19 protein-coding genes are annotated in these 20,101 nt (G+C 70.9%); 6 read left to right on the forward strand and 13 right to left on the reverse strand.

The window, feature by feature from the left end; genetic code table 11:
• Positions 1-56: 56 nt before the first annotated feature.
• Positions 57-431 (reverse strand): DUF3040 domain-containing protein, encoded by a 375-nt coding sequence (locus ABEA62_RS05890; protein WP_286216340.1) that lies wholly within the window; start codon positions 429-431, stop codon positions 57-59.
• An 83-nt stretch (positions 432-514) separates the two neighbouring features.
• On the opposite strand from ABEA62_RS05890, the gene ABEA62_RS05895 reads away from it, so the two are divergent.
• Complete coding sequence (locus ABEA62_RS05895; RefSeq protein ID WP_286216341.1) at positions 515-1,294, forward strand: spermidine synthase; 780 nt, start codon at positions 515-517, stop codon at positions 1,292-1,294.
• Positions 1,295-1,377: 83 nt separating this feature from the next.
• Here ABEA62_RS05895 and ABEA62_RS05900 read toward each other — a convergent pair whose 3' ends face one another.
• A complete protein-coding gene (locus tag ABEA62_RS05900; protein WP_286216342.1) occupies positions 1,378-1,581 on the reverse strand; it encodes a cold-shock protein in 204 nt (67 codons plus the stop codon).
• 142 nt (positions 1,582-1,723) lie between these two features.
• Positions 1,724-2,644: a PAC2 family protein gene (locus ABEA62_RS05905; RefSeq protein WP_286216343.1), complete on the reverse strand. Its 921-nt coding sequence runs from the start codon at positions 2,642-2,644 to the stop codon at positions 1,724-1,726.
• Positions 2,645-2,800: 156 nt separating this feature from the next.
• On the opposite strand from ABEA62_RS05905, the gene ABEA62_RS05910 reads away from it, so the two are divergent.
• Positions 2,801-4,990, forward strand: a complete 2,190-nt coding sequence (locus ABEA62_RS05910; protein ID WP_345379072.1) for a HelD family protein — start codon at positions 2,801-2,803, stop codon at positions 4,988-4,990.
• A 31-nt stretch (positions 4,991-5,021) separates the two neighbouring features.
• Here ABEA62_RS05910 and ABEA62_RS05915 read toward each other — a convergent pair whose 3' ends face one another.
• Positions 5,022-5,831, reverse strand: coding sequence for a matrixin family metalloprotease (locus ABEA62_RS05915; protein ID WP_286216345.1), 810 nt, complete (start codon positions 5,829-5,831; stop codon positions 5,022-5,024).
• Between the two features lie 86 nt (positions 5,832-5,917).
• Between ABEA62_RS05915 and serA the strand changes: the two genes are divergently transcribed.
• Both serA and ABEA62_RS05925 read left to right on the forward strand, forming a co-directional pair.
• On the forward strand, positions 5,918-7,123 hold the full coding sequence (gene serA, locus ABEA62_RS05920) for a phosphoglycerate dehydrogenase (RefSeq protein ID WP_345379202.1): 1,206 nt from the start codon (positions 5,918-5,920) through the stop codon (positions 7,121-7,123).
• Between the two features lie 2 nt (positions 7,124-7,125).
• Positions 7,126-8,571, forward strand: coding sequence for a DEAD/DEAH box helicase (locus ABEA62_RS05925; protein ID WP_345379075.1), 1,446 nt, complete (start codon positions 7,126-7,128; stop codon positions 8,569-8,571).
• A 45-nt stretch (positions 8,572-8,616) separates the two neighbouring features.
• Here the strand turns inward: ABEA62_RS05925 and nrdR are convergent, their stop codons facing one another.
• Both nrdR and ABEA62_RS05935 read right to left on the reverse strand, forming a co-directional pair.
• Positions 8,617-9,075 (reverse strand): transcriptional regulator NrdR, encoded by a 459-nt coding sequence (gene nrdR / locus ABEA62_RS05930; protein WP_286216690.1) that lies wholly within the window; start codon positions 9,073-9,075, stop codon positions 8,617-8,619.
• Positions 9,076-9,177: 102 nt separating this feature from the next.
• Positions 9,178-9,519, reverse strand: coding sequence for a LysM peptidoglycan-binding domain-containing protein (locus ABEA62_RS05935; RefSeq protein ID WP_286216349.1), 342 nt, complete (start codon positions 9,517-9,519; stop codon positions 9,178-9,180).
• A 177-nt stretch (positions 9,520-9,696) separates the two neighbouring features.
• On the opposite strand from ABEA62_RS05935, the gene lexA reads away from it, so the two are divergent.
• Positions 9,697-10,449 carry a transcriptional repressor LexA gene (gene lexA, locus ABEA62_RS05940; protein WP_286216350.1) on the forward strand — a complete coding sequence of 251 codons (753 nt, stop codon included), beginning with the start codon at positions 9,697-9,699 and terminating at the stop codon, positions 10,447-10,449.
• Between the two features lie 17 nt (positions 10,450-10,466).
• On the opposite strand, the gene ABEA62_RS05945 is transcribed toward lexA, so the two are convergent.
• Positions 10,467-12,416: an ATP-dependent DNA helicase gene (locus ABEA62_RS05945; RefSeq protein ID WP_345379078.1), complete on the reverse strand. Its 1,950-nt coding sequence runs from the start codon at positions 12,414-12,416 to the stop codon at positions 10,467-10,469.
• On the reverse strand, positions 12,413-13,915 hold the full coding sequence (gene hflX, locus ABEA62_RS05950; protein WP_286216352.1) for a GTPase HflX: 1,503 nt from the start codon (positions 13,913-13,915) through the stop codon (positions 12,413-12,415). The genes ABEA62_RS05945 and hflX overlap by 4 nt, the downstream gene beginning before the upstream one ends.
• Positions 13,916-14,052: 137 nt before the next feature.
• Between hflX and ABEA62_RS05955 the strand changes: the two genes are divergently transcribed.
• Positions 14,053-14,655, forward strand: a complete 603-nt coding sequence (locus tag ABEA62_RS05955; protein ID WP_286216353.1) for a class I SAM-dependent methyltransferase — start codon at positions 14,053-14,055, stop codon at positions 14,653-14,655.
• On the opposite strand, the gene dapF is transcribed toward ABEA62_RS05955, so the two are convergent.
• Genes dapF through ABEA62_RS05980 form a run of 5 tightly spaced genes read right to left on the reverse strand, consistent with a single transcriptional unit; the run spans position 14,642 to position 20,100 of the window.
• A complete protein-coding gene (dapF, locus tag ABEA62_RS05960) occupies positions 14,642-15,508 on the reverse strand; it encodes a diaminopimelate epimerase (protein ID WP_286216691.1) in 867 nt (288 codons plus the stop codon). The two genes, ABEA62_RS05955 and dapF, sit on opposite strands and share 14 nt — an antisense overlap.
• 13 nt (positions 15,509-15,521) lie before the next feature.
• Entirely contained in the window at positions 15,522-16,472 is a 951-nt protein-coding gene (gene miaA, locus ABEA62_RS05965; protein ID WP_345379083.1) for a tRNA (adenosine(37)-N6)-dimethylallyltransferase MiaA, read from the reverse strand.
• Positions 16,469-17,974 carry a tRNA (N6-isopentenyl adenosine(37)-C2)-methylthiotransferase MiaB gene (gene miaB, locus ABEA62_RS05970; protein ID WP_286216355.1) on the reverse strand — a complete coding sequence of 502 codons (1,506 nt, stop codon included), beginning with the start codon at positions 17,972-17,974 and terminating at the stop codon, positions 16,469-16,471. The genes miaA and miaB overlap by 4 nt, the downstream gene beginning before the upstream one ends.
• A gap of 2 nt (positions 17,975-17,976) precedes the next feature.
• Positions 17,977-19,437: a ribonuclease Y gene (gene rny, locus ABEA62_RS05975; RefSeq protein ID WP_345379085.1), complete on the reverse strand. Its 1,461-nt coding sequence runs from the start codon at positions 19,435-19,437 to the stop codon at positions 17,977-17,979.
• A gap of 33 nt (positions 19,438-19,470) precedes the next feature.
• Entirely contained in the window at positions 19,471-20,100 is a 630-nt protein-coding gene (locus ABEA62_RS05980) for a regulatory protein RecX (RefSeq protein ID WP_345379087.1), read from the reverse strand.
• Between the last annotated feature and the right edge of the window lies 1 nt (position 20,101).

Raw genomic sequence — 20,101 nt, forward strand, 5'->3', positions numbered from 1 at the left:
ACCTAGAGGTCGCCCTGCACGATGCCCTCTTAGAGGTCGCCCTGCTCGGCGCCCACCTAGAGGTCGCCCTGCTCCCTGCGCTTGTCGAAGCGCTCCTCGACGCGCGACATGAAGCCCTTGTCGCTCTTGCGTCGATGCGTTCCGGAGCCGGAGGCCTTGGCCGCGGGGGCCGAAGCGGACGGTCGGGGCGCGAGCACGGCCCACATGGCGGCAGCGAGCATCACGGCGAAGCCGGCCACGCCCACGATCATCATCTGGGTGACCGCACCGGTGACGACGATCCCGAGACCCGCCACGACACCGATTCCGGCCCACACGTAGAGTCCGCGCGGGCGAGAGCCACGCGCCATCGCGGAACCGAGCTTAGGGTCAGAGCCGAGGTCCCTCTCCAACTGCTCGAGCACGCGCTGCTCGTATTCCGACAGCGGCATCGCGCCCTCCCTTCGGTGCACCGTGTGGTCCAGTCTATCCGCCACGCGGCGGTCGTACCAGACCAGCGTCTAGGGTGAGGCTCATGCCTCGCCTGCGGACCGACCGCGTCGCTCCCGACGTGCCCCGCGATGTCGACTTCGACATCGCCACTGGCGTGGCGTCACTTCGCGACGATCCTGATGGGACAACGTCTCTGTGGGTCAACGGAGTTCCCAGTTCACCGCTGCACCCCGATCCCGAGTTTCTCGCATTCGAGTACATGCGCCACATGTCGGCCATCGTCGACGCGTGGTCCCCGCCGCCGCGCATGCTCGCTCTTCACGTGGGGGCCGCGGCCTGTACGCTCCCCCGCCACCTCGCGCACCGGTTCCCCGACTCCGGGCACATCGCGGTCGATGTCGATGCGACGCTGCCCGAACTCGTGCGCACCTGGTGGGACCTGCCTCGCGCGCCGCGATTGCGGATCAGGGCGCAGGACGGCCTGGAGGTGTTGGCGTCGCGGCGCGACGAGAGCGTCGACCTCATCATCCGCGATGCCTTCGCCGGAGACTCCACCCCCGCTCACCTCACGGACGCCGCATGGTGGAGGCACGCGGCGCGTGTCCTGAGGCCGGGAGGGCTCGTGCTCGCGAATGTGGGGACGCGTCCCGGCGCGCGGGATGCCGAGGAGGACGCGGCGGCCGCCATAGAGGCCTTCGGTGCGACCCTCGCGGTGGCCGAGCATGCGGTGCTCAAGCGGCGCAGGCGAGGGAACGTGGTGCTCGCCGCGGTGCGCGCGGGCTCACTGGACGAGTCCGCGCTGCGGCGTTACGCCGCATCGGCGCCCCTGCCCACCGGCGTGAGCGGCGACTGGCGGGGCTAGGCGGGCTGGGGCATCGTGCCCTCACCCGCCCGGACATGACGAAGGCCGCCGCCCCTCACGGGACGACGGCCTTGTCACGAGAATCAGAGCGGGCGGACGTTCTCCGCCTGCGGACCCTTCGGACCGGAGGTCACGTCGAACTCGACGCGCTGCGCCTCCTCGAGGGAGCGGTAACCATCCGTCTCGATCGCCGAGTAGTGGACGAAGACGTCGGCGCCGCCGCCGTCCTGGGCGATGAACCCATAGCCCTTCTCAGCGTTGAACCACTTCACAGAACCCTGCGCCATGCCTGTATTTCCTTCACTTCTGCGCCCTGGACGGGAAGGCGGAACACCGTGTCCCACCTCGTCGCCGCAATGCCGCGTTCCCAGCCGTGAAGTCAGGTTCTTGCACACTACGTATCTGCAACCGGGTCCAGTGTGGCAGATTTCAGCCGCTCGTAGGGGGATCGCGCCGTTCTTGAGCAAGGAATTTCTCAAATTCGGCCGCAATCTCGTCTGCGGAGGGCAGTCCGCCCTCGAGCGGAAGGCCCTGTCCGCGCGCGTCGTGGAACGCGTCGTACTGGTTCTCGAGCGCGCTGACCAGCGCCTGGACGTCCTCGCTGTCGGAGAGCTGGCGCTCGATTTCGTCGGTCGCGCGCTCGGCGGCCGCATCGAGCGCGCCGGGGTCCAGATCGAGGCCCGACAGGTCCTCGAGTCCCTCGAGGGCGCGCTGCGCCGCCTGGGGGTACGACGACTGTGCGAGATATTGCGGCACGTGCACGGCCACGTTGACGGCAGGCAGCCCCCACTGGCCAAACCTGTACTCGAGCAGGTTCTGGGCCGATGCCGGGACCGTCACCGTGCCGAACATCGACGGCAGGTCGGGCAACAGGTTCTGGTCCGTGCCGTGGATCGTGGCGGTGAGCTCGCGCGTGTGCGGCACCGCCATCGGGATCCCGTGCGATCCCAGCGTGAGCGACACGCCCAGGCGATCGACGATTCCCCGCACCGCCGCGATGTAGCGCTCCCACAGGATGTCGGGCTCGAAGCCGTGGAGCAGGAGGTACGGCGACTCCGCCGCGTCACGCACCAGGTCGAGCGCGAGGTGGGGCTCGTCATACGACGTCCACTGGTTGACGGAGAACGTCATCTCCGGACGGCGCGAGCGGTAGTCGAGCAGCTGGTCGATGTCGAACGTGGCGACGCGGACCGGCTCGCCCATGTCGAGGAGATGCTGGGCCACCAGGGCGCCCGCGCGCCCCGCATCCACGAATCCGCGCAGGGAGTGCACGAGCACCGCCTGCTCCGGTGCGGCATCGGCCCATGCCTGCACGCCCTCGGGTTCCCAACTGAGCAACGGTCTGTCCATGATTCTCCATCCTTCCATTCGCGCCGCGTCGGCGAGTGGCAATCTCGCCGTCCGCGAAACCCCCCGGGCAACCGGTGCTACCGAGCACCCTTGCGGCGCGCGATAATGGGGGACTGTCCTGTTCCGGTCAACGCAGGGCGGGCGGAGGGTATGCCGATGGCACAGGAGCGGGGACTCACGGCGGAGCGCAGCGGGCTTGCGGCCGAGCAAGAGGTGGTCGACGTGCTCTACGCGCGCGTCGACGCGCTACGCGACGAGGCCAGCGGGCGCCTCGCGGCGATCCGCAGGGAGGGGCCGTCGGGTTCGCCGCAGAACCGGTCCGAGCGCGACGCCTTCGCAACCCTGTACGAGGACCGCATCGCGCAACTCGACGCGGTCGAGGACAGGCTGTGCTTCGGCCGCCTCGACCTACGTGACGGCGAGCGCTTCTACGTGGGGCGCATCGGCCTGTCCGATGCGGAACACGCCCCCCTCCTCACGGACTGGCGCGCCCCTGCCGCCCGCGCGTTCTACTCCGCGACGGCGGCCAATCCGGGCGACGTGGTCAACCGACGCCACCTCACCACCCAAGGGCGGCGCGTGGTCGCGGTCGAGGACGACGTCCTCGACGTCGACGCGCTGCGCGAGATGGGCGCCGATTCCGCTCTCGCGGGCGAGGGCGCACTGCTCGCCGCCCTGGGCGCGCGGCGCACGGGACGCATGGGCGACATCGTCGCGACCATCCAGGCGGAGCAGGATGCCGTCATCCGCGCGCCCATGTCGGGGGCCCTGGTCGTCCAGGGCGGGCCGGGTTCAGGAAAGACGGCCGTGGCGCTCCACCGCGCCGCGTTCCTGCTCTACCACCACCGCGAACAGCTCGAGTCGCGCGGCGTGCTGCTCATCGGGCCGTCGCGCACCTTCCTCCGATACATCGACCACGTGCTGCCCTCGCTGGGCGAGACGGGAGCGGTGTCGACGACCCTCGCGGGGCTCATTCCCGGCGTCGAGGCCTCGGCGATCGAGCCGGACGAGTCGGCCGAGATCAAGGGCCGCACGGTGATGGCGGACGTGATCAAGGCGGCCGTCCGCGAGCGCCAGCGCGTCCCGCGGGCCGATCGCGAGATCCGGATCGACGGCCGCACGGTCGAGATTCGCCGGTCCGACATCAAGGACGCGCAGGCCAAGGCGCGGCGCGATGGTCGTCCCCACAACGAGGCGCGCGCGGTGTTTGCCAAGGAGATGATCTCGCGTCTCACCCGTCAGCTCGTCGAGCAACTCGAGGTCTACTCCGACGAGGACCGTCACGAGCTCGAGCGGGACGTGCGCGACGACAAGAACGTGCGCATCGCGATCAACCTGTGCTGGCTGCCCGTGACCGCAGAGCAGCTGCTGCGCGATCTCTTCTCGAAGCCCCACCTGCTTGACTACGCTGCCGCGCGCCTGTCCCCCGACGAGCGCGACCTGCTGTTGCGGCCGCCTCACGCCCCGTTCACGGAGGCCGACGTGCCGCTACTCGACGAGGCAGCGGAGCTGCTCGGCGAGATGCCCGGCGGGCGCGCCCGCCGCTCGGACGAACCCTCGGCCGAGGAGATCCAGTACGCGAAGGACGTGCTCGACACGTTCGGCGCGCAGAGCATGATCAAGGTCGACGCCGAGACGCTCGCGTCACGCATGAAGGGCGGCACCACGCGCCTCTCCGTCGCCGAGCGCGCGTCCCGCGATCGCACGTGGACCTATGGGCACATCGTGGTGGACGAGGCGCAGGAACTCAGCCCCATGGCGTGGAGGATGCTGCTGCGGCGCTGCCCGACCAGGTCGTTCACGATCGTGGGCGACGTGGCGCAGAACACCTCGGTCGCCGGGACGCGGTGGTGGCCCGAGACGATGGATCCGCTGTTCCAGACGTCGTGGGAACTGCGCGAGCTCACCATCTCCTACCGTATTCCGGCCGCGGTCGCCGATGCCGCACAGTCCTACGCGCGCGCGGCGCGACTGCCGGTGAGCGACCTCAGGGCGGCACGCGAGATCGCCGATGCCACGTGCGCGACCCGTACGGACGATCCCGTCGAGACCGCGGCGGCGGTGGCGCGGCGGCACGCCGCGTCGTTCGCGGGCGCCGAGGGCGGCCTGGTGGCCGTGATCGCCCACGAGCGGCACCTGAGTGCGCTGCGTGCGCGGCTGTCAGGCACCGAGGTCGAGGTGTGCACCGCTCGCGAGTCGAAGGGCCTCGAGTTCGATGTCGCCGTGGTGGTCGAGCCCGCCGAGATCGCGGCCCGCCCGGGCGATCTCTACGTGGCCCTCACGCGCCCGACGAAGCGCCTCGACATCGTGCACGCACGTCCGCTTCCCGAGGGCCTGGTGGTCTAGCGGCCGATTCCTCGCGGACCGCGTCCCGCGGTCACGTCCGCTCGCATCCCCCGGCGCCCGCGAGCGCAAGACCCTCGAGATCGCCCGGGCCCCAGTCCGTGAGCCGCAGGTTGGACTCGTGCATGAGCTCGCTCGTGTCGACCACGTGGGCGAGCCCGACGACGTGGGCGAGCTCGTGTGCCACGACCGCGCGCGCAAGGTCCGTGCCCCCAGGCTCGGACAAGAGCCGCTGCATGTCCTCGTCGTCGAGCACCACCACGCCCGCGCGCAGGAAGCGCGCGTCCCCATAGGCACCGGGCACCGCACTCGATCCCCCGAGGCCCGTGACGGTGCCCGCCAGGTCCGGGTTCTGACCCTCGTTCTGGAAGCCCACGACGATCGGCGCGAAGCGCTCGCCGTACCGCTCCTGGATGGGTGCGCGATCGAAGCTCACCGGCTCGTCGGTGCGTCCCTCGTACGCGAAGGACAGGCCCGTGGCCGCGGACACCTGAGCGACGGCCTCATGGATGAGCGGCTCGAAGCCCTCGGGCATGAGCGAGGGCGAGAGCACATAGGCGAGCGGGCGGCACGGGTCGTAGCGCACCGGCCCACCTCCCTCGCCGCCACTCGGAAACAGAAACGCGTGCTCGCCCGTGGTCGTGGGCGCCACCTGCGGAAGGATCCGTTCCGCGGGCCCGCTCGCCACCGGGATGCGCACCGTCACGCCCTCGGCATCGATCACGTTGCGCGGCGTGCCCCAGTGTTCGACGTCCGACCACGTCACGCCGCGCCACCAGGCGCCCGCGGCAAGCAGCATCGCGGCCACCGCGGCGATCCCGAGGATTCTGGCCAGCGATTTCATGGCGACACTCTGCCATGGCTCCACCGGCACGGACGTCACCCCTGACCGCGCGGGCGGAGTTGGAGAAGAACGGGAAGTGCGAGACGATAGCGCCCGTGCGCGCACTGCTACTAGAGAACCTCGCCCCCCAGGCCACCCAGATCCTCGAGGCCGCCGGCATCGCCGTCGAGAACCACGTCGGAGCCATGGATGAAGACGAGCTGATTGCCGAGCTCCAGGGCGTCCAGCTGCTGGGCATCCGCTCGAAGACTCAGCTCACCGAGCGCGTCATGGCGGCGTGTCCCGACCTCATCGCGGTGGGCGCCTTCTCGATCGGCACCAACCAGATCGACCTCGCCGCCGCCGCGCGGCGCGGCATCGCGGCCTTCAACGCGCCCTTCTCCAACACCCGGTCCGTGGTCGAGATGGCGGTGTCCGAGATGATCTCGCTGACGCGCCGCCTGCCCGACCACAACCGCAACCTGCACAACGGCGTGTGGTCGAAGTCGGCCGCCGGCGCCCACGAGATCCGCGGCCGTACGCTCGGAATCGTCGGCTACGGCAACATCGGCTCGCAGCTGTCCGTGATCGCCGAGGCGCTCGGCATGAACGTGATCTTCTACGACAGCGCGGAGAAGCTCGCGCTCGGCAACGCTACGCGCATGTCCAGCCTCGAGGCGCTGCTCGCGCAGGCGGACATCGTCACCCTGCACGTGGACGGACGGAGCGGCAACTCCGGCTTCTTCGGGCGCGAGCAGTTCGCGGCCATGAAGCAGGGCGCGCTGTTCCTCAACCTTTCGCGTGGCTTCATCGTCGACCTCGAGGCGCTCAAGGCGGGCCTCGAAAACGGCAGCATCGGCGGCGCGGCCGTCGACGTCTTCCCCGACGAGCCCAAGAAGACGGGCGACCCCTTCTCCTCGCCGCTGCAGAACATGCCCAATGTCATCCTCACCCCGCACATCGGCGGATCGACCGAGGAGGCCCAGCGCGACATCGGCATCTTTGTCGCGACCCGCCTGCGCGACTACGTGTTCCACGCGTCGACCTCGCTGAGCGTCAACCTGCCCAACCTGTCCCTCGACCAGGTCCAGGGCTCGCACCGCGTGGCTCACCTTCACGAGAACATCCCCGGCGTGCTGGCCGCGGTCAACCAGGTCTTCGCCGCCCACAATGTCAACATCGACGCGCAGCTGCTGGGCACGCGCGGAGAGCTGGGCTACGTGGTGACGGACGTCGCCGCGGGCATTGACGACGACGCCGTCGCGGCACTGTCGAGCATGCCAGGCACGGTCCGCCTGCGGGTGCTCTCATAGACGTGCCCGACTCCCCCGCCGCGGCATCGTTCGCGGACCTCGGGCTGCCGGGCGCCATGGTGGACGCGCTGCGCCGCCACGGCATCGAGCGTGCGTTTCCGATTCAGGCGGCCACCATCGCCGATGCCCTGGCCGGGCGAGACGTGCTGGGCAAGGCCCGCACGGGATCGGGAAAGACGCTCGGCTTCGGGCTGCCCGCGATCGTCAGGCTCGCGGACGGCGAACGTCCGACGCCCCGACGCCCCCGCGCCGTGGTGCTCGTGCCCACGAGGGAACTGGGCATGCAGGTGTCCGATGCGCTCGAGCCCTACGCGCACGCGATGCACGTGTCCCTCAAGCTCGTGGCCGGCGGGCTGTCGATGTCCAAGCAGGTTCAGGCGCTGGACCGTGGCGTTCACCTGGTGATCGCGACGCCGGGGCGGCTCGCGGACCTCGTGCGCAGAAAACACGCGGATCTCAGTAGGACCGAGCTGGTCATCATCGACGAGGCCGACCACATGGCGGACATGGGCTTCATGGACGAGATCACGCAGATCCTGGCGCGCGTGCCGCGCGGCGGTCAGCGGCTGTTGTTCTCGGCGACGCTCGACGGCGACGTGGACCGCCTCGTGTCGACCTACATGAACGACCCCGTGCTGCACGACGTCACCGGTGGGGAACCCGCGCACGCATCGATGCGCCACGTGGGTCTCAACGTGCCGCCGCACCTCAAGTACCGGATCGCGACGCGCATCGCCGCCCGCGAGGGGCGCACGATCGTCTTCGTGCGTACCAAGCTCGCGACCGAGCGCATCGCGCAGGACATGCGCGCCGAGGGCGTGCTGGCGGTCGCGCTTCACGGCGACCGCTCGCAGGTCGAGCGCAATCATGCGATCGCGGCCTTCCGTGCGGGCGACGTGCCCGTCTTGGTCGCGACCGATGTCGCGGCGCGCGGCATCCACGTCGATCATGTCGACCTGGTCCTCCAGCTGGACCCGCCGACCGATCCCAAGGACTACACGCACCGCTCCGGCCGCACGGCGCGCGCGGGCGACGAGGGCCTCGTGGTCACGCTCGTGCTGCCCCACCAGCGCCGCACGACCGACCGCATGCTCGAACGCGCGGGGGTCGACGTGATGTTCCGCAAGGTGCGCGGAGACGATGCCGAGTCGCTCGCGCTCGTCGACGGCCTCACCGGGGCGCGCGCCCCCTCGGGAGTTCCCGTCGAGGAGCCCCGGCCGCAGCGCACCGAGCGACGAGGGCGCTACGACCGTCCCGGCCGCTCGGGGGGTGCGGGCGGTGCGGGCCGCTCCGGTGGTTCCGGGCGTTCGGGAGGTTCGGGGCGCGGCGGCAGTTCCGGTCGCTCGGGTGGTTCCGGTCGCTCGGGTGGAGCGGGGCGTCCCGCGCGACCCGAGGGTCGAGGCGCTCCGCCCCGTTCGACTCGCGGATGGCGCGACGACGACCGCTAACGCGGCGGGGACCCGACAGGGTTTCTTCCGAACCGCAATGCGCGACTACTCGCCTCGCGCGTCCTCTTCGCGGAGGCGAGCAATCGCGGACTCGAAGTCCTCGAGGGTGTCGAAGGCCTGGTAGACGCTGGCGAAGCGCAGGTACGCGATCTCGTCGAGCTCGCGCAGCGGGGGCAGGATCGCGAGACCGATGTCGAGGGCGTTGATCTCGGCCTGGCCGTTGGCGCGAATCGCCTCCTCGACCTTCTGCGCCAACACCGCGAGGTCATCGTCGCTCACGGGGCGACCCTGGCAGGCCTTCCGCACCCCCGAGACGATCTTGTCCCGGCTAAAGGGCTCGGTCACACCGTTTCGCTTGACCACCGCGAGGCTGGCCGTCTCGACGGTCGTGAAGCGCTTGCCGCATGCCGGGCACTCGCGGCGCCGGCGAATCGACGAGCCATCATCGGCAGTGCGCGAGTCGACCACGCGGGAATCGGCGTTCCTACAGAACGGGCAGTGCATGTGGACACTCTGCCACGAGAGCGCGTGTGTCATGAACCGCCCCCGTCTCTCGCCGTGTCAGCGATGGCACGGACGCCCGGCGAGTGAGGGTCGGGACTCCGGTCAGCCAGCGACGGGCAGGAAGATCTGCTCGCCCGCGTCCACCGCGGTCGAGGACATCGCGTTGAGATGCTGGATCTCGGTCAGCGTGTCGCGGACATCGTGCCCGGCGGGGGTACGGGCCGCGGCGATCGACCACAGGGTCTCCCCCGACCCGACCGTGTAGGAGTCCACCGCCGCCTCGGAGCCGCCCGCTCCACCACCGTGCCCACCCGTGCCGTCGGAGGCGAAGGCCTGCGGGCCGATGACCGCCGCGCCGATCAGGAGCGAAACGACGGCAAGGAAGCGTCCGGTGCGGGCGCGCCTGGCCTTGGCCACCGGGTTCTGCGGTGCGTAGATGCTCATCAGTGCCTCCTTCGTTCGAACGTATGTTCTATCGAACGTATGTTCTAGTTCTAGCAGTCCCGGCCGACACTGGCAAGACTCGCTCGAACATATGTTTGATTTGACGCTCGGCTTGCCCTAACGTCGTGAGACAAGAGGACCACCAGGGTCTGACAGCGACGATCGCGGGAGGCGCTTATGGCACACGACGAGGCGGGCCGACTCGGCTCGACCGCCCCGGAGGGCGCGACGATCCACGAGCTGCGTGACCCCGAGACGGGTCTCACGACCCGCCAGCGCGCGGTGGTCGACTTCATTCGCGCCACGGTTCTCGACCGGGGCTATCCCCCATCGATGCGAGAGATCGGCGAGGCCGTGGGTCTCACGTCGACCTCATCGGTCAAGCACCAGCTCACGGCCCTCGAGGCCAAGGGGGTGCTGAGGCGAGACCCGCATCGTCCCCGCGCGATCGAGGTCGTGCTCCCCGGCGAGCCCGCGGCGACCCCCGAGGCCCTGCCGCAGGACGACGAGGGCTCCGCCATGGCGAGCGCCACGCCGCTCGCGCCGGCGGACGACGACTCGACGCGGGTCCCGCTCGTCGGCCGCATCGCGGCGGGCGGGCCGATCCTCGCGGATCAGGCGGTCGAGGACACGTTCACGCTGCCGCGTCGACTCACCGGTGACGGCGAGCTCTTCATGTTGCAGGTGTCCGGCGACTCGATGATCGATGCGGCGATCTGCGACGGCGACTGGGTCGTGGTGCGCCGCCAGAACGATGCCGAGAACGGCGACATCGTCGCGGCGCTGCTCGACGACGAGGCGACCGTGAAGACCTTCCGCCACCGCGACGGCCGGGTGTGGCTCATGCCGCACAACCCCGCGTACACCCCGATCGACGGCACCCACGCCAGCATCATGGGCAAGGTGGTCTCGGTGCTGAGGCGCGTGTAGTAGCCCGCGACCTCCCGCTAGGACTCGGCGAGCCTGCGCAACGCGCCCAGCGCGGTGTCGCGATCCGTGGTGGGCCACAGGTCGGGCATCGAGCGGCGCAGGAAGCCGCCGTACCCTGCCGTCGCGAGTCGGGGATCCAACACGGCGACCACGCCGCGGTCACTGGTCGAGCGAATGAGCCTGCCCGCGCCCTGAGCGAGGAGCAGCGCCGCGTGCGTGGCCGAGACCGCCATGAAGCCGTTGCCTCCCGCCGCGGCGACGGCCTCGGTGCGCGCCTGCGAGATCGGCTCGTCGGGCCGCGGGAACGGGATGCGGTCGATCACGACCAGGCTCGCGGTGCGACCAGGCACGTCGATGCCCTGCCACAGCGACGTCGATCCGAACAGGCACGTCGCCTCGTCCTCCGCGAAGCGCTTGACCAGGGTCGGGAGTTGGTCGTCGAGCTGATAGAGGATCGGCACGTCGAGGCGCTCGCGCATCGCCTCCGCCGCCGCCTGCGCCGCGCGGTGGGACGAGAACAGCCCCAGGGTGCGGCCGCCCGCGGCCTCGATCAGGGCCGCGAGCTCGTCGAGCGCCTCGGGGCCGATTCCCCCCATGCCCGGCTTGGGAAGGTGACGCGCGACGTACAGGATGCCCTGCCGCGGGTAGTCGAACGGGCTGCCCGCGTCGAGGGTCGCGGGCGAGTCGACGCCGAGGTGGCGCGAGATCGCCGTGAAGTCGCCGCCGAGCGCGAGTGTCGCCGAGGTCATGACGGAGGCCTTCTCGTCGAGCAGCTTGGTCCGAATGAGCCCCGCGACATCGAGCGGCGCCGCGACGATCCTCTCGGCGAGGCGCGAGTCGTAGTCGCCGTCACGCGGGGCGAGCCACACCACGTAGCGACCGTGCTCTCCCTGGAGCTCCCCGCACACGTCCACGACCTCGGACAACGCCGCGCTGGCCACCTTGCCCGCGGCCCCCGCCTGCTCGGCGTGCTTCTGCACCTCGCTCACGCAGCGGCGCGCGGCGGCGCGCACCTCCTCCACGGCCACCGCGAGCGGCTCGGGCAGCCCTTGGCGGAGACGGCCGGCTTCGCAGTCCCCCAGCGCGCCGTCGAGGTGCCGTGCGGCCCGATCCAGGTCCTCGGTCACGACTCCACAGCGGCGCACGGCACGCGCCGCGCGGTCGACGGCAGCCACGGTGAGCTCGTGGGTCGCCGAGGAGGTGATGCGCTGGACGAGCTCGTGAGCCTCGTCGACGATGAGCACCGCATGCTCACCCAGCATGTCGTGACTTGTCGCCTGCACGCCCAGCACGGCGTGGTTGGTGACCACGACGTGCGCGTGGGCCGCCGTGTCCCTCGCGCGCTGAGAGAAGCACTCCGCGACCGCGGGACACTTGGACTCGAGGCACTCGCGTCCGCTCACGGACACCTGCGACCACGCACGGCCACTCACACCGGGCACGAGGTCGTCGCGATCGCCCGTGTCGGTCGTGTCGGCCCACTCGTTGAGGCGCACGACCTCGCGGCCCAGTTCGCTCGTAGGGCCGAGCGGCAGCATGTCATCGTCTGGCTCGGGGTAGCCGCCCCCCATCTTGTGGACGCACAGGTAGTTCGCCCGGCCCTTGAACAGCGCGATGCGCACCGGCTCACCGAGCACGGGCTCGAGCGCGGCGGCGACGAGCGGCAGGTCCTTCGTGAAGATCTGACGCTGCAAGGCCAGGGTCGCCGTCGACACGATCACGCGGCCGCCGGTGCGCACCGCATGAGCCACGGCGGGCACCAGGTAGCCCAGGGACTTGCCCGTTCCCGTGCCCGCCTGAACCAGCGCATGCTCGGACGCGGCCAGGGCATCGGCGACCGCGTGCGCCATCGCGACCTGTCCCTCGCGCGGGTGACCGCCGATCGCCCCCACGGCGCGCGCGAGCAACGCGTCCGTGTCCGCCCCAGACGTCCCCTCGGCATCGGCCACGGTGCCCGAGGCGGTCACAGCGCGTCGGACGGTACCGCGGCGTCCTCAAGACGGGCCGCGAGCCCGGGATCCACGAGCGCCGTGAGATGCGTGCCCTCGGGCACGTGGGCCTGGTCGATCACCTCGCCGTGACGGTGCACCTCACTCACGAGGTCACCGCGCGTGTAGGGCACCACGAGGTCGACCGCCACCGATGGACGCGGCAACTCGCGGCCAATGAGCTCGAGCAGCTCCTCGATGCCCTCGCCCGTGAGCGCCGACACCTCGATCGTGGTCTCGCGCCTGCCGCGCAGCCGCATGAGCGTCTCGGGATCGGCGATGTCCGCCTTGTTGAGCACCAGCACCTCGGCCACCTCGGCGGCGCCCGGCACGTCAGCGAGGACCTCGCGCACCGCGCGAATCTGACCCTCCGGATCGGGATGCGAGGCGTCGACCACGTGCAGCATGAGGTCGGCATGCGCGACCTCCTCGAGCGTCGAGGCGAACGCGGCGACCAGCTGGTGAGGCAGATCGCGCACGAACCCGACCGTGTCGGACACCGTGAACTCGCGCCCGTCTGGCGTCTGCGAGCGACGCACCGTGGGGTCGAGGGTCGCGAACAGCGCGTTCTCGACCAGCACACCCGCGCCGGTGATGCGGTTGAGGATCGAGGACTTGCCCGCGTTCGTGTATCCCACGATCGCGACGTTGGGCAGTCCCAGCCGCTTCTCGCGACGCACGGCGCGCGCGGGTTCCATCGCCTTGATCTCGCGGCGCAACTGCGCCATGCGCGTGTGGATGCGCCGACGATCGAGCTCGATCTTGGTCTCACCCGGTCCGCGCGAACCCATGCCAGCGCCCGCTCCGCCCACCTGGCCGCCGGCCTGGCGCGACATCGACTCGCCCCAGCCGCGCAGTCGCGGCAGGAGGTACTCGAGCTGCGCGAGCTCGACCTGCGCCTTGCCCTCCTTGGACTTGGCGTGCTGAGCGAAAATGTCGAGGATGAGCGCCGTGCGGTCGATCACCTTGACCTTGACCACGTCCTCGAGCGCGCGACGCTGGCTCGGGGCGAGGTCGTCATTGACGATCACGGTGTCCGCGCCCACCGCCGCCACGATGTCGCGCACCTCGTGCGCCTTGCCCTTGCCGATGTAGGTGGCCGGGTCGGGGTGGGGGCGGCGCTGGAGCACGCCGTCGAGCACCTCGGATCCGGCGGTCTCCGCGAGCGCGGCAAGCTCGCGCATCGAGATTTCGGCGTCCTCGGCGGTGCCGTGCGACCACTGGCCCACGAGCACCACGCGCTCGAGGCGCAACTGCCTGTACTCGACCTCGGTGATGTCCTCGAGCTCGGTCGACAGGTTCGCGACGCGGCGTAGGGCCGCGCGCTCCTCGCGATCGAACTGGTCGCCGTCGTAATCCGTCGCGAGCGTGCCGCCCTCTGCCACGGCGGTGCCCGCGCGCGACAAGACCCGGTCGATCACGGCATCGGCGCGGTGATCCTCGAGGTGGTCGCCGTCTTCTCTCACTGATTCACTCATACGTGACCATTGTCGCACCCCCCTGAGACACCGCGGGGCGCCTGGGGACGATGCCGGACCCACGCGGCCGCACGGGGCACCGGCGCCGCGAGCGACAGACACGAAGGGGACACGCGCCCGGCGGTACGCTCGGGGCCGTGAGCGACCACTACTTCAGCGCCCAGCCCGCGTCCGCGGACGAGCGACGACGGGTGACGGTCCGCCTCGCCGGCCTCGACCTCGAGCTTGAGACCGCCGCGGGCACGTTCTCGGCCGGCCACCTCGACCTGGGCACCCAGGTGTTGCTACGCAGCGTGCCCGACCCGACGGGTCACGTGCTCGATCTCGGATGCGGCTGGGGACCGATCGCAATCGAGGCCGCGCTGCGCGGCGCGTCGCGGGTCACGGCCGTCGACGTCAACGAGCGTGCGCTCGACCTCACGCGTCGCAACGCGGACCGCGTACGCGCGGCGCACCGCCTCGCACCGATCGACGCGGTGACCGCGGATCGTGTCGACCCGGACACCCGGTTCGACACGATCTGGTCGAATCCACCGATCCGCATCGGTAAGGACGCGCTCCACGCGCTCCTCGCTACGTGGCTGCCGCGGCTTGCCCCCGGCGGCGTGGCCTATCTCGTGGTACAGCGCAACCTGGGCGCGGACTCGCTCGCGACCTGGATCGCCGCCCAGGGATGGGGAGAGGTCGACCGCGCGGCCAGCGCCAAGGGCTTCAGGGTGGTGCGCGTCACGGCACGCTGACGGCGCCCTGTGCGACCAGCACCGCGGGACCCTCGAGGATCGTCGTCGCCCCCGTGATGCGCACCGTGACCATCCCGCCGGGGACCTCGACGTCCCACACGTCGGGCGCACCCTGACCGGCCCACGTCCTCATCGCGAGCGCGACGGCACAGGCGCCCGTCCCGCAGGACCGGGTCTCGCCCGAGCCGCGCTCGTGCACCCTCATCCTCACCCTGCCGCGGGTCTCCGCGCCAGCATCGTCGAAGCCGAGGGCGACGGCGAACTCGACGTTCGACCCGTGCTCGGGAACGGGATGCACCTGCGGAGCGACCGTGAGGTCGAGCGCCTCAAGCTCCTCGAGCGACCCCAGCGCGACCACATGATGCGGATTGCCCATGTCGACCGAGAGCGCGGGCCGCACGGGGTCCATCCCGCGCGCGGCCACCTCGGAGTCGAAGCCGGCCGACGCGTCGCCCACGCGGTACACGCCCATGCCGACCGCGTAGCGCCCGTCGCCGAGTGCGCGCACCGCGCGCGGTCCACCCCTGGTCGCGAAGTCGAGCCCCTCCGCAAGGTCCACGCCCGCCTCGCTCTCGAGGAAGGCCGCGAACACGCGCGCGCCGTTGCCGCACATCTCCGACGTGGTGCCGTCGGCGTTCCAGTAGTCCATGAACCACATGTCGGGGTCCACGCCCTCGCCCGCGGCCACCGCCCCGGCGCGCACCGCACGTATCACGCCGTCCGCGCCGATCCCTGCGCGCCTATCGCACAGGAAGCGCACGAGCGCGGGCGTGAGGTCGAGGCTTCCCGCGGGGTCGTGGATCAGGACGAAGTCGTTCTCCGTGCCGTGACCCTTGGTGAAGGCGATCATCATGCCCCCAGAGTAGTCAGGGGCCGGCGAGGGCGGCATCGGCCTGCTCCACCACGGCCGATGCCTGGGTCGCCGCGCGCGCGACGTCGCCGCGATCCCGGGGGGCGTCGATCCAGCGCACACGCGGGTCGGGGCGGAACCACTGGTGCTGCTTGCGGGCCAGCCGCCGCGTGTGCTGGGCGATGAGCGCGCGCGTCTGCGCCGCGTCGATCTCGCCGTCGAGGTGACGCAAGGTCTCCGCGTAGCCCACCGCACGCCGTGCCGTCACCCCGTCCCGCAGGCCGGCACGGTCCAGGCGGCGAACCTCGTCGACCAGTCCGCTCTCCCACATCGTCTCCACGCGGTCGTCGATGCGCGGATCGAGGGCGTCGTACGGGAGCTCGAGCGCGATCGTCACGGCCGGAGCGTGGTACTCGTGGCGTGGAAGGACGCTGCGCGTCGATCCCGTCAGCTCGATGATCTCGAGCGCTCGCACCAGCCGCTTGACATTCGCAGCGGGAATCCGCGCGGCCGCCTCGGCGTCGAGCGCGGCGAGCTCGCGGTGAAGGATCCCCGGCCCCTCGGTCTGTGCGCGGAGCTCGAGGCGCGCGCGCAGGTCGGGATCGGTCCCGGGGAACTCGAAGCGGTCCAGCAGCGCGCGCAGGTACAGCCCCGATCCGCCCACGACGATCGCACGACGCCCTCGCTCGTGGATCGCCGCGATATCGGCCCTCGCGCCGTCCTGGAACCGCGCGACCGAGGCGTCCTCGTGGACGTCGATGGTGTCGAGCTGATGATGTGGGATGCCGCGCCTGTCCCCCGGCGCGAGCTTCGCGGTGCCGATGTCCATGCCGCGATAGAACTGCATCGAGTCGGCGTTGACGATCTCCGCGTCGAGGCGTTCCGCGAGGTCGAGGCTCACGGCGGACTTGCCCGTCGCGGTGGCGCCGACGATCGCGATGATCGCCGGGCCGGCGGACGGGCTCACGCGCGCCGCAGCGCGGGCATGCCGAGACCGACGGGGCCCGCCGGGGCGCTCCCGGTGCCGCACGAGTCGCCGCCGTGGTCGTGCTCTCCGCCCTGCGCCGACTCCCACGCGTCTCCCGCGCGGGTGCGGCGCACCGCGTACGGACCGCCCTCGAGCGCCGAATCGGCCAGCAGGTGGTGCGGAGCGCCGTGCGTCACCGCGACCGTGACCATGTCACCCGGGCGCGGCGCCGCCTCGCCCTCCGGCACGGAGAAGTGCACGAGCCTGTTGCCCGGCTCGCGGCCACTCAGGCGCGCGGATCCCTGGTCCTTGCGGCCGGCGGAGTCGAGCACGAGCAGCTCGACCGTGCGTCCCACCATCGCGAGCGAGTCCTCGAGCGTGATCCGCTCCTGCAGCGCGAGGAGGCGCTCGAAGCGCTCCTGGACCACGGCCTTGGGCAGCGGCTCGAGGTCGTAGGCAGGCGTGCCCGGTCGCGGGGAGTACTGGAACGTGAACGCGGACGTGAAGCGGGCGGCCTCGACCACCCGCAGCGTCTCGGCAAAGTCCTCCTCGGTCTCGCCGGGAAAGCCCACGATGATGTCGGTCGTCAGGGCCGCATCGGGCATCGCGGCGCGCACGCGCTCGATGATCCCCAGGAACTTCTCGGAGCGGTAGGAGCGCCGCATCGCGCGCAGGATGCGATCCGAGCCAGACTGCAACGGCATGTGCAGGCTGGGCATCACGGTCGGGGTCTCGGCCATCGCCGCGATGACGTCGTCCGTGAACGCCGCCGGATGCGGCGACGTGAAGCGCACGCGCTCGAGCCCGTCGATCGCCCCGCACGCCCGCAGCAGCTTCGCGAAGGCGCCGCGGTCGCCGAACTCCACACCGTACGAGTTGACGTTCTGGCCCAGCAGGGTGACCTCGACGGTGCCCTGGGACACCAGGGCCTCGACCTCGGCGAGGATCTCGCCCGGGCGTCGGTCCCTCTCCTTGCCCCGCAGGGACGGCACGATGCAGAACGTGCAGGTGTTGTTGCAGCCCACCGAGATCGACACCCAGCCCGACGCGATCGCGTCGCGCCGCGACGGCAGCGTCGACGGGAACACCTTGAGGGACTCCTCGATCTCGACCTGGGCGGCGGCGTTGTGGCGCGCCCGCTCGAGCAACACGGGCAGCACGTCGATGTTGTGGGTGCCGAACACGACATCCACATACGGCGCCCGGGCGACGATGTCCCCACGGTCCTTCTGCGCGAGGCACCCGCCCACGGCGATCTGCATGCCGGGACGCTCGGCCTTGACGGAGGCGAGCTGGCCGAGGTTGCCGTAGAGCTTGTTGGCGGCGTTCTCGCGCACGGCGCACGTGTTGATGACGACGACGTCCGCGACGTCGGCCCCCGCGGGCGCGGCACGATAGCCCGCGCCCTCGAGCAGTCCCGCCATATGCTCCGAGTCGTGGACGTTCATCTGGCATCCCAGCGTCCTGACGAGGTACGTGGGTGCGAGGGTGGTGTCAGTCATGTCTATCCGGCGACGGCGTCCGCGCGAAGCTCGCGAATGACGGTCACCTTGATCTCTCCGGGGAACGTGAAGTCCGTGCTGATGTGCTCGGCAATTGTACGCGCCAACGCGTGCGTGCCCGCGTCGTCGATCTCGTCGGGCTCCACGATCACCCTGACCTCGCGTCCCGCGGCCATGGCAAGCACGCGCGTGACGCCGTGGTGGTTGAGGACGAGTCGCTCAAGGTGCTCCATGCGCGTGACGTACGCGTCGAGGTCCTCGCGCCGTGCGCCCGGTCGCGCCGCGGAGATCGCGTCGGCGACCTGAACGATCACGGCCTCGAGGGATTCCGGCGCGACCTCATCGTGGTGGGCAGCGATCGCGTTGACCACCGCGCCATCCTCGCCGTGTTCCGCGGCGAAGCGTGCCCCCAGCGCGGCATGGGTGCCCGACTGCTCGTGCGTGAACGCCTTGCCGAGGTCATGGAGCAGCGCTCCCCTCCGAGCGACCTCGACATCCGCTCCGAGCACCGCCGCGATGTCCGCCGCCACCTGTGACGTCTCCACGAGGTGGGCGAGCACGTTCTGCCCATACGAGGTCCGCAGCCGCAGGCGACCGAGGACGTCCACGATCTCGGAGGCGACGCCCGACACCCCCGACTCCGACAGCGCGTCGAGCCCAGCCGCCCGGTGACGCTGCGACGCGCCGGCCACCGCGCGCGCGTAGGCCGCCTCGACGCGTTGCGGCTGAATCCGGCCGTCCACGACCAAGGCGGCCAACGTCACCTCGGCGAGCTCGCGGCGCTCGGGATCAAAGCACGACAACTGCACGGCGTTGACCCCCTCCTCGACAATCAGGTTCACGCCGGTGAGGGCCTCGAACGCGCGGATGTTGCGCCCCTCGCGGCCGATGATGCGTCCCTTCATCTCCTCACTCGGGAGGTTGATCCACAGCGTCGAGTGCTCGGCGGACGTCGCAGCCGCCTGTCGCTGCATGGCCTCGACCAGGATCTCGCGCGCACGCGCGTCGGCCGCGGCCTGGGTGCGGCGCTCGATGCGGCGCAGCTCGACCTCGGCGTCGGCCCGTGCCTTCGCGATGAGGGACTCGGCGAGCTCCGCACGCGCCTCTTCGGGAGTGGTGCGCGCGACGGCGGCGAGGGCGCGCTCACGCTCGTCCTCGAGACGTGCCCGGTCCGCAGCAACGCGCCTCTCGTCGCGCACGACGACCGCCGCGCGCTCCTCGAGTCCGCGTGCGTACTGCTGCGCGTGGCGGTGATCAGCCGACAGCTCCTTCTCACGCTGAAGGGTCTGCTCCTCGCGGCGCTTCGCCTCGGCGAGCCGCACCTGGATGTCCTGGCGAATGGACTCTGCCTCGCGACGCGCCGCGGAGCGCTCGGCCTCCGCCTCGCGACGAGCGAAGACGACGAGTAGCAAGGCGATGAGGCTCGCACCGAGCAACAAGAGGATGATCAACGACTGGTCCACCCACTGCTCCTTCGCTCGCCATGGGGGCGACCGTCAGGCCCCACCTGCCTCACTATCGGCATTGCGCAAGTCTTTCACGAGTGCGAAGGCCAAGGAACTGGGGTAGCCCTTGCGACCCAGCATCGCGACGACCCGCCGCGTGCGAACCTCGACCGGATGCTGCGCAAGCTGATCCCACCGCTTGCGCGCGAGCGCGTGCGCGCGCTTCCGCTCGTCGTCGTCGTCGACCTGGCCCAACGCGGTCTCGATGTCGTCATCCTCGAAGCCCTTGCGCGCCAGTTCCTGTCGGATCGCGCGGCGCGCCTGCCCACGCTCCGCGTGGCGGGTGCGCACGATCGTCGAGGCCAGCTCGGTGTCGTCGAGCAGGCCCACCTCGAGGTAGCGCGCGACAATGACGTCGGCGAGATCGGGATCGACGCCGCGCGTGACGAGGCCCTCCCTCAACTGGGCAGCGGAGCGTGCCGAGTGCGTGAGGAGCCTCAGGGCGATCTCGCGTGCGCGCTCGGCGAGTTCCTCAGGACTGGCGACGTCAGGTGCGGCAGCGTCGGGAGTGGACGCTCCGCGCGTCGCGTCCTCCCTCGCGGCCCCGACGGCGCGCGTGCGCGAGCGACGCCCCGGGCTACCGGTGCGCCGCCCGCCGCGAGGCCGCGTGCTGTCAACCATG

The sequence above is a fragment of the Demequina sediminis genome (assembly GCF_039545075.1).
In the GTDB taxonomy this organism is placed as follows: Bacteria; Actinomycetota; Actinomycetes; order Actinomycetales; family Demequinaceae; genus Demequina; species Demequina sediminis.

Excerpts from the sequence above, each read along its gene's own strand:
- ABEA62_RS05910 (WP_345379072.1), top strand. The coding sequence starts at position 2,801 with ATGGCACAGGAGCGGGGACTCACGGCGGAGCGCAGCGGGCTTGCGGCC.
- ABEA62_RS05890 (WP_286216340.1), bottom strand. The coding sequence starts at position 431 with ATGCCGCTGTCGGAATACGAGCAGCGCGTGCTCGAGCAGTTGGAGAGG.
- lexA (WP_286216350.1), top strand. The coding sequence starts at position 9,697 with ATGGCACACGACGAGGCGGGCCGACTCGGCTCGACCGCCCCGGAGGGC.
- ABEA62_RS05895 (WP_286216341.1), top strand. The coding sequence starts at position 515 with ATGCCTCGCCTGCGGACCGACCGCGTCGCTCCCGACGTGCCCCGCGAT.
- miaB (WP_286216355.1), bottom strand. The coding sequence starts at position 17,974 with ATGACTGACACCACCCTCGCACCCACGTACCTCGTCAGGACGCTGGGA.
- ABEA62_RS05915 (WP_286216345.1), bottom strand. The coding sequence starts at position 5,831 with ATGAAATCGCTGGCCAGAATCCTCGGGATCGCCGCGGTGGCCGCGATG.
- ABEA62_RS05980 (WP_345379087.1), bottom strand. The coding sequence starts at position 20,100 with ATGGTTGACAGCACGCGGCCTCGCGGCGGGCGGCGCACCGGTAGCCCG.
- dapF (WP_286216691.1), bottom strand. The coding sequence starts at position 15,508 with ATGATGATCGCCTTCACCAAGGGTCACGGCACGGAGAACGACTTCGTC.
- nrdR (WP_286216690.1), bottom strand. The coding sequence starts at position 9,075 with ATGCACTGCCCGTTCTGTAGGAACGCCGATTCCCGCGTGGTCGACTCG.
- ABEA62_RS05905 (WP_286216343.1), bottom strand. The coding sequence starts at position 2,644 with ATGGACAGACCGTTGCTCAGTTGGGAACCCGAGGGCGTGCAGGCATGG.
- hflX (WP_286216352.1), bottom strand. The coding sequence starts at position 13,915 with ATGAGTGAATCAGTGAGAGAAGACGGCGACCACCTCGAGGATCACCGC.
- ABEA62_RS05935 (WP_286216349.1), bottom strand. The coding sequence starts at position 9,519 with ATGAGCATCTACGCACCGCAGAACCCGGTGGCCAAGGCCAGGCGCGCC.
- ABEA62_RS05900 (WP_286216342.1), bottom strand. The coding sequence starts at position 1,581 with ATGGCGCAGGGTTCTGTGAAGTGGTTCAACGCTGAGAAGGGCTATGGG.